15 protein-coding genes and 1 pseudogene are annotated in these 15456 nt (G+C 39.4%); 5 read left to right on the top strand and 11 right to left on the bottom strand.

What is annotated here, in order from left to right:
* Positions 1–36: 36 nt before the first annotated feature.
* The 7 genes and pseudogenes from B2727_RS12255 to argC all read right to left on the bottom strand — a co-directional run bounded on the left by B2727_RS12255 (position 37) and on the right by argC (position 5987).
* Entirely contained in the window at positions 37–327 is a 291-nt protein-coding gene (locus B2727_RS12255; RefSeq protein WP_227505269.1) for a hypothetical protein, read from the bottom strand.
* 73 nt (positions 328–400) lie between these two features.
* Entirely contained in the window at positions 401–763 is a 363-nt protein-coding gene (locus B2727_RS12250; protein WP_005204046.1) for a YnfA family protein, read from the bottom strand.
* Positions 763–3048, bottom strand: coding sequence for an ATP-dependent Clp protease ATP-binding subunit ClpA (gene clpA / locus B2727_RS12245; protein ID WP_004806787.1), 2286 nt, complete (start codon positions 3046–3048; stop codon positions 763–765). The genes B2727_RS12250 and clpA overlap by 1 nt, the downstream gene beginning before the upstream one ends.
* Positions 3049–3092: 44 nt before the next feature.
* Positions 3093–3253 (bottom strand): annotated as a pseudogene (locus B2727_RS20040) (ATP-dependent Clp protease adaptor ClpS); the annotation flags it as partial.
* A gap of 418 nt (positions 3254–3671) precedes the next feature.
* Positions 3672–4085, bottom strand: coding sequence for an ATP-dependent Clp protease adapter ClpS (gene clpS, locus B2727_RS12235; protein WP_004806784.1), 414 nt, complete (start codon positions 4083–4085; stop codon positions 3672–3674).
* Positions 4086–4106: 21 nt separating this feature from the next.
* Positions 4107–4856 carry a DUF6776 family protein gene (locus B2727_RS12230; RefSeq protein WP_004806783.1) on the bottom strand — a complete coding sequence of 250 codons (750 nt, stop codon included), beginning with the start codon at positions 4854–4856 and terminating at the stop codon, positions 4107–4109.
* A gap of 81 nt (positions 4857–4937) precedes the next feature.
* Positions 4938–5987: an N-acetyl-gamma-glutamyl-phosphate reductase gene (gene argC / locus B2727_RS12225; RefSeq protein ID WP_033132904.1), complete on the bottom strand. Its 1050-nt coding sequence runs from the start codon at positions 5985–5987 to the stop codon at positions 4938–4940.
* 274 nt (positions 5988–6261) lie between these two features.
* Between argC and B2727_RS12220 the strand changes: the two genes are divergently transcribed.
* Positions 6262–7782 carry a hypothetical protein gene (locus B2727_RS12220; protein ID WP_241345084.1) on the top strand — a complete coding sequence of 507 codons (1521 nt, stop codon included), beginning with the start codon at positions 6262–6264 and terminating at the stop codon, positions 7780–7782.
* 187 nt (positions 7783–7969) lie between these two features.
* Positions 7970–8581, top strand: a complete 612-nt coding sequence (locus B2727_RS12215) for a CDP-alcohol phosphatidyltransferase family protein (protein WP_033132882.1) — start codon at positions 7970–7972, stop codon at positions 8579–8581.
* An 18-nt stretch (positions 8582–8599) separates the two neighbouring features.
* Here the strand turns inward: B2727_RS12215 and B2727_RS12210 are convergent, their stop codons facing one another.
* Together B2727_RS12210 and rpiA are read right to left on the bottom strand one after the other, a co-directional pair.
* Complete coding sequence (locus B2727_RS12210) at positions 8600–9292, bottom strand: M48 family metallopeptidase (RefSeq protein ID WP_033132883.1); 693 nt, start codon at positions 9290–9292, stop codon at positions 8600–8602.
* Positions 9292–9963, bottom strand: coding sequence for a ribose-5-phosphate isomerase RpiA (gene rpiA, locus B2727_RS12205; protein ID WP_004806773.1), 672 nt, complete (start codon positions 9961–9963; stop codon positions 9292–9294). Before rpiA ends, B2727_RS12210 begins: the two co-directional genes overlap by 1 nt.
* Before the next feature lie 98 nt (positions 9964–10061).
* Between rpiA and ilvA the strand changes: the two genes are divergently transcribed.
* The 3 genes from ilvA to B2727_RS12190 all read left to right on the top strand — a co-directional run bounded on the left by ilvA (position 10062) and on the right by B2727_RS12190 (position 13752).
* Complete coding sequence (ilvA, locus tag B2727_RS12200; protein ID WP_171061068.1) at positions 10062–11606, top strand: threonine ammonia-lyase, biosynthetic; 1545 nt, start codon at positions 10062–10064, stop codon at positions 11604–11606.
* Positions 11607–11762: 156 nt separating this feature from the next.
* The gene (locus B2727_RS12195) at positions 11763–12413 is read left to right on the top strand and encodes a potassium channel family protein (protein ID WP_005204057.1); all 651 of its coding nucleotides are present in this window, start codon (positions 11763–11765) and stop codon (positions 12411–12413) included.
* Position 12414: 1 nt separating this feature from the next.
* Positions 12415–13752 (top strand): TrkH family potassium uptake protein, encoded by a 1338-nt coding sequence (locus B2727_RS12190; protein ID WP_033132884.1) that lies wholly within the window; start codon positions 12415–12417, stop codon positions 13750–13752.
* Here the strand turns inward: B2727_RS12190 and B2727_RS12185 are convergent.
* Positions 13740–14267, bottom strand: coding sequence for a cysteine peptidase family C39 domain-containing protein (locus tag B2727_RS12185; protein WP_005204061.1), 528 nt, complete (start codon positions 14265–14267; stop codon positions 13740–13742). The genes B2727_RS12190 and B2727_RS12185 overlap by 13 nt on opposite strands.
* A complete protein-coding gene (locus B2727_RS12180) occupies positions 14268–15437 on the bottom strand; it encodes a phospholipase A (protein ID WP_033132885.1) in 1170 nt (389 codons plus the stop codon). It abuts the gene before it with no gap.
* Between the last annotated feature and the right edge of the window lie 19 nt (positions 15438–15456).

Genomic DNA, 15456 nt, shown 5'->3' with positions numbered 1-15456 from the left:
CATTGCTCTTAGCCCTAATAAAAATTTGGACAAGAACTATCTGAATGAAATTTGATTTTCTGTATGAAAAACAGGTGCCGTAATCGAAAAAATCACTCCATCTGGTTTAATCAAGCGCCATTGATCAGAGTCAATTAAATTCAAATGCTCAATTTCATGCTGTTCAATATAAGTCAACCAACAATCACCAAAATCATCATCCGTTCCAATTTTTTCAACTTCAACCCAAAAAGCAATGTAATTCATTAACTTTTGCTTTAGCACTGGGTCAATGATTTCTGAACACTCAATAGTCCCAAAAATATTTGGAAAATCAGTTTCATTCAATATGAAATCACCAACTTTAATTTCACCAAAGAAAATCTCGCTTTTTTCCATTCTAATTCAATCTATAAATAATTTACCGCACCAATCCTTGCGGCTGCAAAATGATTAAGCCAGCCCCACACAAAACCACAAGACCACCTAGAATATCCCAACGTGTCAGCATCACTTGATCAACATAGCGCAGCCACAATAAAGCAGTAAAAATATAGATACCACCATAAGCCGCATAAATACGACCTGATGCTGCAGGATGCAATGTCAGTAACCAAACAAAGACCGCTAAACTTAATGCAGTAGGAATCCACAACCAATGTGATTTTCCTTGATTCAAAATAAGATAAGGAAAATAACAACCTAGAATTTCAGCAATCGCCGTAACGAAAAATAACCCAAATACTTTAAGTACTTGGGTTATTGAGAAAGACAATTCAAACATTAAGCAGGTTCAGCACTCGGGTTAATATGATCTTCAAACACTTCCAATTTTAAGCCGACGTCTTTGCCATTTTCTGTTTTCACAGAAACTGCAACATTGCCACCATGCTCTGCAAGCTCACCAAATAAAATCATCTCAGCAAGCGGCTTTTTCAAATGTTCTTGAATCAGACGTTGCATCGGACGAGCACCCATGAGGCGGTCATAACCATTAGCAGATAACCAGTCACGAGCACTTTGATCAACATCGAGAACTACTTGTTTCTCGTCGAGCTGTGCTTGCAATTCGGTTAAGAATTTGTCTACCACTGAATCAATGATTGTCGTCGGAAGTGCTTTAAATTGAATCACACCATCCAAACGGTTACGGAATTCAGGAGAGAATGCGCGTTTCATTGCATCTTGGTTATCTGCGCTGTGATCTTGCTCAGTGAAACCAATACTTGCACGAACAATACTCTCTGCACCAATATTGGTGGTAAGCACAATAATCACATTTCTGAAGTCAGATTTACGACCATTGTTGTCAGTCAAAGCACCATGATCCATTACTTGCAATAACAAGTTAAATACATCTGGATGCGCTTTTTCAATCTCGTCAAGCAACAGGACACAATGTGGATTTTTATGGATCGCATCGGTCAGCAAACCACCTTGATCATATCCAACATAACCTGGAGGCGCACCAATCAAGCGAGAAACCGCATGACGCTCCATATACTCAGACATATCGAAACGAACCAGCTCTACGCCTAGCAATTTAGCCAGTTGTTTAGTGACCTCGGTTTTACCCACACCTGTTGGACCAGCAAAGACAAAACTACCCACTGGTTTATCTGGTGCTTTTAAGCCTGCACGAGATAATTTGATCGCTGATGCAAGCGCTGTAATCGCCTCATCCTGACCGAATACCACACGTTTAAGATCACGTTCCAAATTCTCAAGTACAGACTTGTCATCTTTAGAAACAGTTTTCGGTGGAATACGTGCAATCTTAGAAACGATATCTTCGATATTCTCAACTGAGATCGTTGTGCCATCCACTTCTGCTTTCAAGCGGCGTTGCGCGCCAGCCTCATCAATCACATCAATCGCTTTGTCTGGCAAGAAACGATCATTGATAAATTTAGCTGACAACTCAACAGCAGCAACTAATGCTTTATCATCATATTCAACATGGTGGAAATCTTCGAACTTGTTTTTCAAGCCACGTAAAATTTCAATTGTTTCATTGATGCTTGGTTCATTCACGTCAATTTTTTGGAAGCGACGCGATAAAGCATGGTCTTTCTCGAATACTTGACGATATTCTTGGAAAGTTGTTGAACCAATGCAACGTAGGCTGCCATTTGCCAAAGCTGGTTTGATTAAATTCGATGCATCCATGGTACTGCCCATGCTTGAGCCTGCACCAATGATCATATGAATCTCATCAATGAATAAAATTGCATTTGGATTCTTTTTCAACGCATTCAACAATTGTTTTAAGCGCTTCTCAAAGTCACCACGATATTTAGTCCCTGCAACCAATGCACCGATGTCTAAGCTATAAACTTCAGCATTGGCAAGTGGTTTGGGTGCTTTGCCATTGACAATCAACCAAGCCAAGCCTTCCGCAATCGAGGTTTTACCTACACCCGGATCACCGACGAGCAACGGATTATTTTTACGGCGACGGCATAAAATTTGTGCTGCACGCTCAATTTCTTTTTCACGACCAATTAAAGGATCGGTTTTACCCTTTTGTGCTTCGATATTTAAGTTCAACGTATATTGTTCAAGTGGTCCAGCATTTGCTGAAGCCGCACTTTCACCCTCAATATCTTCCACTTCTTCTTCAACCTGAATCTCATCTTTGCGTGTCCCATGAGATAGGTATTGAGTCAAAGTTAAACGGTTAATTTGATGACGTTTAAGTAAATAAACCGCGAAAGAATCTCGTTCTGAATACATTGCAACTAGAACATCTGCACCTTCAACCGTACGGTCACCACCGCTCGATTGAACATGGAAAATTGCACGTTGCAAAATTCGATCAAAGCTCTCAGTTGGATGAGGGGCCTGTTCACTATTATCACCAAGTTTTGGGGTATGTTGCTCTACATATTCCTCTAATTCTTTACGCAAGGTAACAATGTCCGCACCACATGCTTTTAATGCATTTACGGCGGAGTCGTTATCGAGCAAGGCAAGCAACAAATGTTCAACTGTCAGAAACTCATGTCTCTTTTGACGAGCCATGCTAACAGCCAAACGTAACGATACTTCTAATTGACGACTGAGCATGTAACCCCCTTATATCTTGGGCTCTATCAAAAAAAGAAAATCTTTTAATGAAAAAGCGAATTATTGACTTGATCCGCTGAGCTTCTGTAATCGTGATTGGATATACGTCTACAAGTCTCTTTGCTTCATAATCTACTGTTAGCATTAGTTGACTATCTTGGTCAAGATTCAAAACAAAGTATTGTTGTAAAAATTCAATTACAAAGAGAGTAAGACTTATCTAATCGTTCAAAAAGACAGCGAATTTGTTATTCATTTATAAAACAATATTAAACCTATGAAAAATTGTAATACTGCATGATCTTGCTTAAAGCCTAACAAATCATTCATAAGTTTAATATATTGACACACAGTATATTGTTTCATGTTTTTAGCACAAAACAAGATATGCCTTAATTTACCGCTTAAATCACATATCGAAAGATAGCCTTACTTTTTCAAGACCCACTCGCAATATATGATTTCCCAAAGTTGATATTCCGCAGCTTTTCTTACGCTTTCACTCGTAATTTATGAGCCATACTATGGTGTGCAAGAGCGTTACTTTTCTTAACGATGTTACTCGCAACGTAGTTGCTCGTCTTGCGCATGAGGAATGAAATTCCGCAAGAGCGTTGCTTTTATTAACGCTGCTCAGGCTCGATTTGGCATAACAAAGGATGACCTTGAGCTCTGGCATAGTTATTCACCTGATTTGCTTTTGTTTCAGCAATATCTCGTGGATAAATACCCGCAGTGCCTTTACCTTCATAATGAACTGTTAACATCACCTGACTGGCCTGATCGAAGTCTAACCCAAAATAACTTTGTAGCACTTCAATAACAAAATCCATCGGCGTGTAATCATCGTTCATTAAAACAACTGCATATAACGGCGGTCGTTTTAATTCTGGAGGGGCTGTTTGTACAACCACCTCACCCTCATGATCCTCTTGCGAATCACTTAAACGTGGATTCAAGTGCCAATCGACAAACCCAGATTGATGAAAAGAATTTTTCACTTCACTTAAATTCATTTGACGTTTATATCTTCGCATATTGAGTTCTTAATCTAAAATTTATTGAGCATTTGCTTCAGCTTGAGGTATTTCCGACACGAAAGCAGAACCTGCATCAACCGGTTTACCTCTTTGCCAACTAAAGCGTTTAATTACAGGTGTGCCAGCGCCTGTTAAACGCACTTCAATGAATTGAGGCGTAAACCCTTTGGGCATTGTCCAACGCCCCGTTAGGCGCTCAAAATCATCGAAATTGAAGTTTTTATCTTCTAAAGGCACAACTAAGATTTCAGTATCTTTAATTAAGCGCAACTCAACCGAACCAGAAGCACGGCGTTTATTTGGGCTTACTTGAACAAGATCAATCTGATATTCAAAGGCATTTTCCGGTAAAGATTTAATTGCCATATTTTGAATGGTTAAGCTTACACCACCACGTTGTCTCAAAATATCACGATAAATCGCATTCATCCCTTCAAATTGGGTCTTATCCGCATTGGCTTGATTCACTGCTTTGAATAAGTCATCCGCATTACCCACAGCCATATCACGCTCTTGAACAGCAGCATTCAAACTCTTGCTGACCGAATCCAATGCAGTCTTTTGTTTCTGAACCACATCTACCAATTGCTCAGCATCTGCATCATAACCAACCACAGTTAAACCTTGACGGTGGCCGACAGTATAACCAAGCAAAAAACTGCTACCGATAAGAACAGTAGCACCAATAATCAAAGGTAAATTCGTTTTTAAGAATTTATTTTTTTCAACGGAACTGTCTGGTGAAGTAGTCGGTTCAACGTTTTCCATCATCATCTCTATCGTTATGATCTGCATCAAAGCACACATTAAAATCGAAATTTAAATGTGTGTGAAGTAAAAAAGCGTTTTTTATGGTAATAAACCAATACCTTCCAAGCCTGCAGCCTCATCAAAACCAAACATTAAGTTCATATTTTGAATCGCCTGACCTGCAGCGCCTTTGACTAGGTTGTCTTGAGCAACCAAGATAATCAATTTATTGGCTTGTGGGCGGTAGAGTGCAATTCTAAGCTCGTTCGCACCGCGAACACTACGTGTTTCTGGAGAACTATTTGTAGGCATGACATCAACAAAGCGTTCATCTTTATAGAAATCTTCGTAAAATGCTTGTAAGTCAAGTTGCTGACCTTGTTCGGTTAGGTCAACATAAATCGTACTCAACATGCCACGAATCATTGGTACAAGATGCGGCACAAAAATAAGCTGATCAAACTGCCCTTTTTGTCCTGAAATATTTTCCAGCGCTTCAACAATCTCGGGATGATGACGATGTCCAGCAACACCATAGGCTTTAAAATTATCAGCGTTTTCACTGTAAATCATACCTAGGCTTGCTTTACGCCCCGCCCCAGACACCCCTGACTTTGCATCCACAATAATACTTTGTGTTTGGATCAGTTGGTCTGGATTTTTAAGTAATGGAGCTAAGCCTAATTGTACCGTAGTTGGATAACAACCAGGATTACCAATCACTTGTGCTTGCTTGATCTTCTCACGATTTAACTCAGTTAAACCATACACAGAATCTTTTAAGATGGCAGGACAACTGTGTTGCATACCATACCATTTTTCAAACTGAACCAAATCCTGCAAGCGAAAATCAGCCGCAAGATCAATGACTTTTGTACCTGTAGCAATCAATTTTTCAGCATGTTGCATCGCTACACCATGTGGCGTTGCAAAAAATACAACATCACATTGTGCTAATTGATCTAAATCCAGATCTGAAAACTCGAGTGTTGTATGCCCGCGTAGACTTGGGAACATATCTGCAACACGCTTTCCTGCTTCTGTACGAGAAGTGAGAATACGAACCTGAACTTGTGAATGTCTTAATAAAAGACGTAATAGCTCAACCCCAGTGTATCCAGTTCCACCAACAATACCAACAGAAATCACGCGTGACACCTCAAGCTTTCATTTAGATAAATAGTATGGCAGTTTGACCCATTTTACACAATCTTCAAGTACCTAACTTTTAACAAAATAAAAGTACTGTCAATCTTGATTAAACACTCAAAAGTTTATGAGAGAATACAAATAAACTCATTATATTTGGATTGATTCTACCATTGGTCAAGAAATACTATTGAATCATTTCACTATTCGAATAGAATAAAAAAATTGCGGTAATAATAAATTTCATGGATGCAAAATTTTTTGGAGAGCTGGAATGCCTTCTTTGATGTCAAAACAAAGACTACATCATCATATTTGCTTAGGGCTTAGTACACTTCTACTTAGTTCGGCATTAGTTGGTTGTGGAAGTGGTGAAAGTAAAGCGAAAGTAGAAACGACACCCACAGTATCAGAACCAAAACCGAAGAGTTTCAAGGTCAAAGCAGCAGTTGAAATGCGTGATGTTGTTCTTAGAATCTACGATAACTTTGATAATACATTAGTTCTGGAACAAAATTTAAGTACAACCTCTGACGTCAACATCACGTTACCACGCGTTTTAAATAAAGAACGCTTATACCGCATTGAGATATCAACAAACCCAAATTCTTTGGTTTTTGACTTTCAAAGTGGCCAATACCAAAATATTTCTATGACTCTACATAGTCTTGTAGAAGTAAATACCAGTAGTCTCACGCAAACGATTTATATCAATCCAAGTTCAGAAGCAATCTATCAACGTGCCCTAGTCCGCTCTGGAGGACTGCCGACGGATAGCAATATAAACCCAACAAAAGTGAGTGCTTCTCAATTAAATCTCGCAACAGAAGATGTGAACTCAGCATTAACAAGCGCATTCTATCAATTGGATATCCCGAATTTAAACCCGTCTTATCTTTTAAATGCTTTCTCACCACAAGATGCGACGTTAACATCATATGTATACATCAACACTTATCTCAGTTTCGGTTTTATTCAGCAATGGGCAAATCTTTACCCCAACAATAGCTTTGTTGAATTTACCAAGAATTTAGCAGTTGATTTAAAAGACGGTTATCTTGATGCAAAAAAATTACGCGGTGATCAAAGCACACTGACTTCATTAGTGATTCCGACACCAGACAATGTTGATTCAGCTAAAAATAACTTGATATTTATTGCAGAAAATCAAAAGAATGCAAGAGATACCTTCTCTAGTTCTTTAAAGCAAGCGGTACTACAACTGGCGGACAACTATCGTCAGGCTTCTTTAAATCCACAGGGTTACGCCTTATTACAGCAAAAGTCCTATGCAGGAAATAGCCCTATAAATAATACAGCTAATGCTTTCCGAGTCATTGGTGCTGGTGACTATCGTCGTGCTGTCGGGTTTGCAGATACCACTGAAACATGTAATGGTTCTCTTTATCCATGTAAACAAGGTATTACAGGAATCAATATTGTTAGTGCTGGCTTGCCTTCAATTGAATATTTAATCGGTAGCTATAAAGATTCAACTGGTAATTGCCAACTCAATATTCGTGGTGATGGCTGGTTAGAACTCGTTAAAGATGGTCAAACTTTTAGCTCAAAATTGGATGGCGATAGCACTGATAATTTATTACAGGTAGATAAAGCCAATGCTGAATACTTATTAAACAGCAGCTCAACTGAACCAAATAATAGCACACTGCAATATAGCTTTATTCAAGTAAAAGTAAAGAAAAATCAAGTGTTAAGTGCTAGTGCTGGTTTAGACAATCGTAAAGCGCCAGATCAGCTACAGACCACTCAATTACAGTGCAATTTCTCATAGTTCAAGCTAAATTAAAACATTGATGTTTAGCCAAAGCGTTAATGTCCAAATCCAAAATAATTTTGCCGATTCCAATAAAACAACAGCTTTAACTAAGCTGTTGTTTTATTTTAAATCTGTTATTTCAATCTTAGCTTTCTTCTTCGGCTGATATACTGCTTTAATAAACTCATCGATCTTATATTTAATGCCTCTTAAGTATCAAATCCCTACACTTCTTGTTTATTCCAGATTGCTGCTCGGCTTTCTAATTGTCGTAGTAACACTATTACGGCCTAGCTTTTATCCTCTTTATACAGTCGTATTTTTAACACTCGGACTAATGAGTGATATCTTTGATGGCATCATTGCAAGACATTTAGGCGTGTCAGATGAAAAACTACGTCGCTTAGACTCCAATATTGATCAAATCTTCTTTATTTGTGCAATCGCATCAATTTACTTACAACAACCTATTTTTTTTAAACAATACATTTGGCCGATTCTGGTTCTAATTTTATTTGAAGTGGCGATTTATATGGTTAGCTTTATTAAGTTCCGTAAAGAAGTGGCCACCCATAGTCTTGGTGCAAAAATTTGGACCTTATTTCTCTTTGCCTTATTGGTACAAGTGACACTTACAGGCCAAAGTCAAATTTTATTTTGGATTGTTTTCTGGCTAGGTCTTCTGACACGTGCTGAAATCATTGCCATTATTTTGGTACTCAAACAATGGCAAAATGATGTACCTAGCCTAAAACAGGCTATACGTATTCGGAAAGGTTTAACTATTCAGAACAATCGCTTTTTTAATGGTTAAGACAAAACGTATATTCTATTATTTTTTATAGTACCAACTCGGCAATTGAGTCTGTTTCAATTGCTTTCGATGCTCAAGGTAATTGGTATCATGCTTTTTCACTTCATTCCAAAACGCAGCACTATGATCAAAATGTTTGGTATGTACTAACTCATGTACACAGACTGATCGTACAATATATTCTGGCATCAGCACCAATGCAGCATGTAACATGATGTCATGTTTAGAACTACAACTACCCCAACGCGTCTTTGGCTTACGGATACTACATTGTTGGTAAGACAAACTGATTTGCTGGCTTACTTGAGCTAAATATTCAGGTAAAAACTGTTTTGCATAAGCCATGACAGCAGCTTGTAAAGCCTGCTCGGACTGTTCATGCCGAATCAGTAATTGTTGTCGCTCGAAATCAAACTTAAAAATATGTCGTTGCTGTTGTTGAATAATTTTAAAAGGCTGCACATGGTGAAACAATGTCAACGATTCAGGAAATGCCGTCGTTTGATTAAATTGCTGTTGTTGTTTGCCCCACGTTTCTATCAACCATTGTTCAGACTGATGCAGAAACTGCTGAATCTGTCGTTTGCTACAGAACAAAGGAACTGTGAGGCGAATACCTGTTGGCTCAACACGCAAGCGCAAATTTCTTGCCCTTGCATGTCGAACAACTTTAATTTCAGGTAACAGCGTTTCTAATGAAACTAATGGCATTATTGTGCTGTACGCTCTTCGATACCACTGTCAGTTGCTACAACAGCAATGGTTGCTGCATTTAATGCAAAGATACCATTGGTCACAACGCCTGGAATGTCGTTAATGGTCTTTTCCAACTCAATCGCATTTAGAATATTCAGATTAAATACGTCTAAAATCACATTTCCATTATCGGTTACAACACCTTCGCGATAAACAGGATCACCACCCAAGGCAACAATCTTACGGGCTACGGCAGAACGCGCCATCGGAATCACTTCAACAGGAAGTGGGAAATCACGTCCTAACTGATCTACCCATTTTGAATCATCTACAATACACACAAATTTCTTTGCAATTGAGGCAACAATTTTTTCACGGGTTAATGCCGCACCACCACCTTTGATCATATGCATATGACGGTCAATTTCATCAGCACCATCCACATAAGCATCTAAACCACCGACAGAATTCATGTCGACCACTTCAATGCCTAGTTTTTTTAGGCGTTCAGCTGTTGCAGTTGAACTTGCTACTGCTGCTTCTAATTGCAATTCAGGCAATAAATCAATTAAAAAATTAACGGTACTTCCTGTTCCTACGCCCAAAATGCCGCCTTTAGGCAAATGTTTCAAGGCTGCTTTGGCCGCAGCTTGTTTTTTTTCATCTTGGGTTGCATATAGACTCATGACTTCACTCAACTATTTTGACATTTGCTTTAAGAAAACAGCGCAAATGCACAGGGGTTTGCTACAATGATTGCCTATTTTAAACTGTTATAGGGAAGATGAACATGCTGTCTCGTGTGGTACGACAAATTTTACAAGCAACGGTTTATGATGTTGCGATTGAAACACCGCTTGAAGCAGCTCCACGAATTAGTCAGAAAATTAATAATAACATTCGATTTAAACGTGAAGATTTACAGCCTGTATTCTCTTTCAAGCTACGCGGTGCTTACAACCGAATTAGCCAATTACCAAAAGATCAGCTTGATCGTGGTGTTATTTGTGCATCTGCAGGTAATCATGCTCAGGGTGTCGCTCTATCAGGAAAAAAATTAGGGATTCATGCCATCATTGTCATGCCAAGCACTACACCTGACATTAAGGTTCAGGCAGTTAAGCGTTTAGGTGGCCAAGTTGTGTTACATGGCGACAGTTTTGATGTTGCAAATAAATATGCCAAACAGCGTGCTGAAGATGAAGGCTTGGTTTTTATTCCACCTTATGATGATGAACTGGTGATTGCGGGACAAGGAACCATTGCCAATGAGTTATTGCGTCAATGGCGTGATGTAGAATACGTTTTTGTTGCTGTCGGCGGTGGTGGTTTAATCGCTGGGGTTGCAGCCTACTTAGGTGAAGTTGCACCACATGTCAGAATCATTGGTGTTGAATACGAAGAATCCGCGTGCTTAAAAGCTGCACTTGAAACCAATGAACGTGTGATCTTACCTCATGTTGGTCTATTTGCTGATGGTACGGCTGTTGCACAAATCGGTGAGTTACCTTTCGACATTATTCGTCTTCGTAAATCAGATAATTCAGGTCCAATCGTAGAACCAGATATAGTCACTGTAGATACAGATGAAATTTGTGCTGCAATCAAAGACACTTATGACGAGAATCGCAGTATTGTTGAACCTTCTGGTGCAATGGCCTTGGCTGGGATCAAAAAATATGTCGCAGAGCACCAACTGACTGGCAAAAATATGGTCTCAATTGTTTGTGGTGCTAACATGAACTTTGACCGTTTACGCTATATTGCAGAACGCACTGAGTTGGGTGAACGTCGCGAAGCGATCTACGCGGTAACAATTCCTGAGCAAAAAGGTGCATTTCTGCATTTTTGCCGTGCTCTACAAGGTCGTAACATCACTGAGTTTAACTACCGTGCCAGTGATAGTAATCTCGCTCAAGTCTTTGTCGGAATCAGCCTCAAAGGTGGTGAAACCGAGCGTCATGAAATTCATGAGATGTTGAAACAACAATATGAAGTGGATGACCTGTCTGATGATGAGGTTGCGAAACTGCATATTCGTTATTTGATTGGTGGTCATGCCAATATCGAACATGAGCGTTTATTCCGTGTTGAGTTTCCAGAACGTCCAGGCGCTCTGTTAACCTTCTTAGAACGTTTAGGGCCAACCCACAACATTACCTTATTCCATTACCGTAACCATGGCGCTGCGGAGGGTCGTGTACTGGTTGGCCTACAAGCAACCGATGCGAAGCAAAATCCAGATGGGTTAGTCGAAACTTTAGAGAAAATCACTTATCCTTATGCCGAAATCACAGATAATACGGGCTATCGTCGTTTTCTTAAATAAGCTTTCTAATACTATAAAGCCGACATTATGTCGGCTTTATTTTTATTCGATGTTTTGCTTATAAATGTGTAGCGCAAACAAAATCATTACAAATGGAAAGTTATTCCATCTTAAAATGAATAAAAAGACATTTTTATCATTTAGTTAAGGACAGTTATGGCACAGTTTGCAGTCATTGGTTTAGGTAGTTTCGGGGCAACTGTTGCATTAGAGCTGACTAAACTGAATCATGATGTCATTGGCATTGATACCATTAAACGCAATGTTGAAAGTCTTGCTGATCGTATTACCCATGCCGTGATTGCCGATGCCACCGACGAACATGTTTTAGAAGAACTCAATATCCAAAATTGCGATGCTGTCGTTGTTGCCATTGGTGAAGATATTGAAGCCAGTATTCTCTGTGTTTTGAATCTCAAGAATCTTGGTGTTGAGAAAATTCTGGTCAAGGCTAAAACCAAAGCACATCACACCATTCTTTCTCATTTAAATGTCAGTAAGATTATCCATCCTGAAGAAGATATGGGTGTTCGGGTTGCTCAGGCATTAAATTACCCGATGGTAAGCCGTTATATGGCGCTTGATCATGATCATTATATTGTCAAAGTGCCTGTGCATGAAAAGCTCAACAACGTAAATTTATCTGGCATTTTAAAACAAGAACCGCATATCAAACTTTTATTGTTAAAACGAGATCAAGAAATTCTCTATGAAACAGACGGCAACTTCACTTTAAAAACAGGTGATGTCCTCATTCTAGAAGGTTTACTCAGTCATCTCCGAAAACTTTCAGGATGTTTCGCATAATATGGCATTCAAAATAAACTCCCAGAAAATTTTCAACCTCAGCCCACCGTCTTTACTCGCGATTGGGTTTCTTAGTTTTATTATTATTGGCACGATATTACTAAAAATGCCGATTGCAAATAAAGGCAATGTCAGTTGGATGGATGCCTTGTTTACAGCAACTTCGGCTGTGACCATTACAGGTTTATCAGTCGTAAACCTAAATGATTCATTCAATCATCTTGGGCAGTTTATTATCCTTTTGTTGATTCAATCGGGTGGTTTAGGTTTTATGACCTTCGCTATATTGGCAGCCTTAAGTCTTGCTCCAAAACTGGGGCTAAAACAACAAATGATGGCGCAAGACAGTTTAGGTCAAACCAGCCTTTCTAAAGTCACCTTTGTTGCCAAAGGCGTCGTGCTGTATACCCTGTTCTTTGAGTTGATTGGCGTCATTATTCTGACAGCCTCGTTTGCTCCAATGTATGGTTTTGATCGCGGCCTTTATTATGCTGTTTTCTATAGTGTCTCAGCTTTTAATAATGCAGGTTTTTCCCTGTTTGATAACAGTCTGATTAACTTTCAAAGCCACTATCTGATTTGTCTCACCATCAGTATGTTATATACCTTAGGCGGGATTGGCTTCTTGGTTCTGATTGATGTTAAACAAAATAAACGCTGGAGCAAGTTGACCCCGAACAGCAAATTGATCCTCAGTACGATTGCAATTTTAAATCTTGTTGCATTTATCTTAATTTGGTTATTAGAGTCAAATAATCCGCTTACCCTAGGTTCGATGAGTTTAGGTGAGCAAGCCATGAATGCATGGTTTCAAGCAACTGTGCCACGGTCTTCAGGATTTAACACCATTGATACAGGTTCAATGGAACATAGTACGGCTTTATTGACCATGTTATTGATGTTTATTGGTGGTGGTTCACTTAGTACGGCTGGTGGTATTAAGGTCGGTACTTTTGTAATTTTATTGCTCTGTGTAATTTCCTTTCTACGCCGTAATGAAGAAATTCGGATTTTTAACCATTCAGTTTCACAAGAAACGACTTATAAAGCACTTGCAGTGACTGCCATTACAGGCATGCTCGTTTTTGTGGGGTGCTTTATTGTTTTCCTGCTTGAGCCAAAATTAGATGTGCTCGATCTGATGTTTGAAGTGGTCTCTGCGGCATGTACTGTAGGACTGTCACGAGGTGCAACAGGTCAGTTGCATGATGGAAGTTTGTTTGTGCTGAGTTTGCTGATGTTTACGGGACGATTAGGGCCGTTAACACTGGCTTATTTAATCGCGACGCCGAAGAAGAGTCGCTTAAAACATGCCAATGCCAATATTCAGATTGGATGATGATCTAAAGGCTGTTCAATCACAATCACTTGTCGACAAATTTCATCACTTTGACGTTGTTGTTCAAACACTGTTTTAGACATCACGTCAAAATGATCACAAAAACTAATGTCGTGTTCATCAATTGAATAAATTAAGGATTGGTTCCCCATACCTTGTAATGTGTCATAAAACACAATCACGAAATGGCCTTGTTCAAAAGCTCGCTGAATCTCTGAATAAGTTAAAGCCGCCTGAATGGGAATCTGAAGACGCTGCGCATCAAGATAACTTTGCTTTTCCCTTTCATCAATATTAGGGTCAGGTGCCGTATAGAATGACACGTCAAACCCTAATTTTTTCAGTGCCACAGCCAAAGCAATGGTAAATGTTCCATCTTCTCGGTCATGACCAGACAAGCGAATCAGATCAGCAATATCAATATGGGTATGATATTGCTTCACGATTAACCAGAGTGCAAAGACACCACAATTTGCTTCAAGCTGTAATAAGGACTCTGGAATATTTAAACTCATTTAGTACCAGTTCATTAAAGATACACCCAAGCCGACATAGGTCGCTCGGTGGTTATAATCAATCAAGCTCTCGCCATAGCCATCAAATATTTGAAAATGACCGCGTAATTTATCTTTAATTGGGAAAGCCCAGTCAAACTGAACCGCACCATGTGAACGATCACCACCTTTTAATGAATGGCGTAACATCAAAGAAAAATCATTATTACCCTTACGGTAAAATGCGGTTAAATCACCACGACCGATATAATCCTTAATATCAGGGTTATTATCATCTTTGGCTTCTTCCTCTACCCGATACCAAGGACGAACCATCAAGGCGAAATTATCTTTTTCAAACCCAAGATTGAAAATGACACGATTCCAACTACGCGATAAAGGATCAGAACGACCATTAGACTGATGGTTCAAGGTCACACCAAGCAAACGAGCATTGAGACCTAAAATTTCATAATTGGTTCTAAACATCAAACTCGCTTCAGGCTCATAATTGGTCTCACGGAATGGTCTTGATTCCTCTGAGTTATAAACTTGCCAACGTGAAGATTGCGTATAACCCAACCAGAGATCACCATTATTACCAAAGATGTTTTCCCAAGCTTTGGTCTTAAACGAAAGCTGGAACTTTGCTTCGCTCGAGGTCAACTCTTGCTTATTTTTGACGGTATTTTCAGGGTTCGGACTGCTTGGAAATTCATTTTTATCACTGGTCCAGAACACTGGTAACAGATAAACCGGTTGATAAGCACGAATATTCCATACCCCCAATTTACTTTCTTCTGACAATTCCCAACGGCGATCGAGTAATGAAACATTTGGATCAAATTTTGGTGCAGCGCCTAATATATGCAAGTCACTGACCTTTTGAACCACCTTATCTTTCAACGACTCTGGTTTGGCTGGTTCACTCGATTCAGCCACAGGCATAGCGGCTGCAACCATAGGTGCGGCATCGGTCTGAACTTGAGTTGGAATAATGGTCGGCGCTTTAAAAAGGCTGTCATAACAAGCCAGACGCTCAGCATTTGCGGCCAAGGCCACACAGGCATCAACGGTTGCAGGACTTGCCGGTGCTGTCGCTTCAGCATGTGACAACGATGTCGCTAAAGAGCCAAGTATCGCAAGGATACTCAGCTCCAAATGACTACGTTCAAAAGATTTGAACGCCATAGATTTCTCCGATTTTTAT

Origin of the sequence: Acinetobacter sp. UBA991 (assembly GCF_002292065.1) — a bacterium.
Taxonomy (GTDB): Bacteria; Pseudomonadota; Gammaproteobacteria; order Pseudomonadales; family Moraxellaceae; genus Acinetobacter; species Acinetobacter higginsii.
Note: the sequence above shows the minus strand (reverse complement) of the source record. Positions and strands in the feature narration are given on the sequence as shown.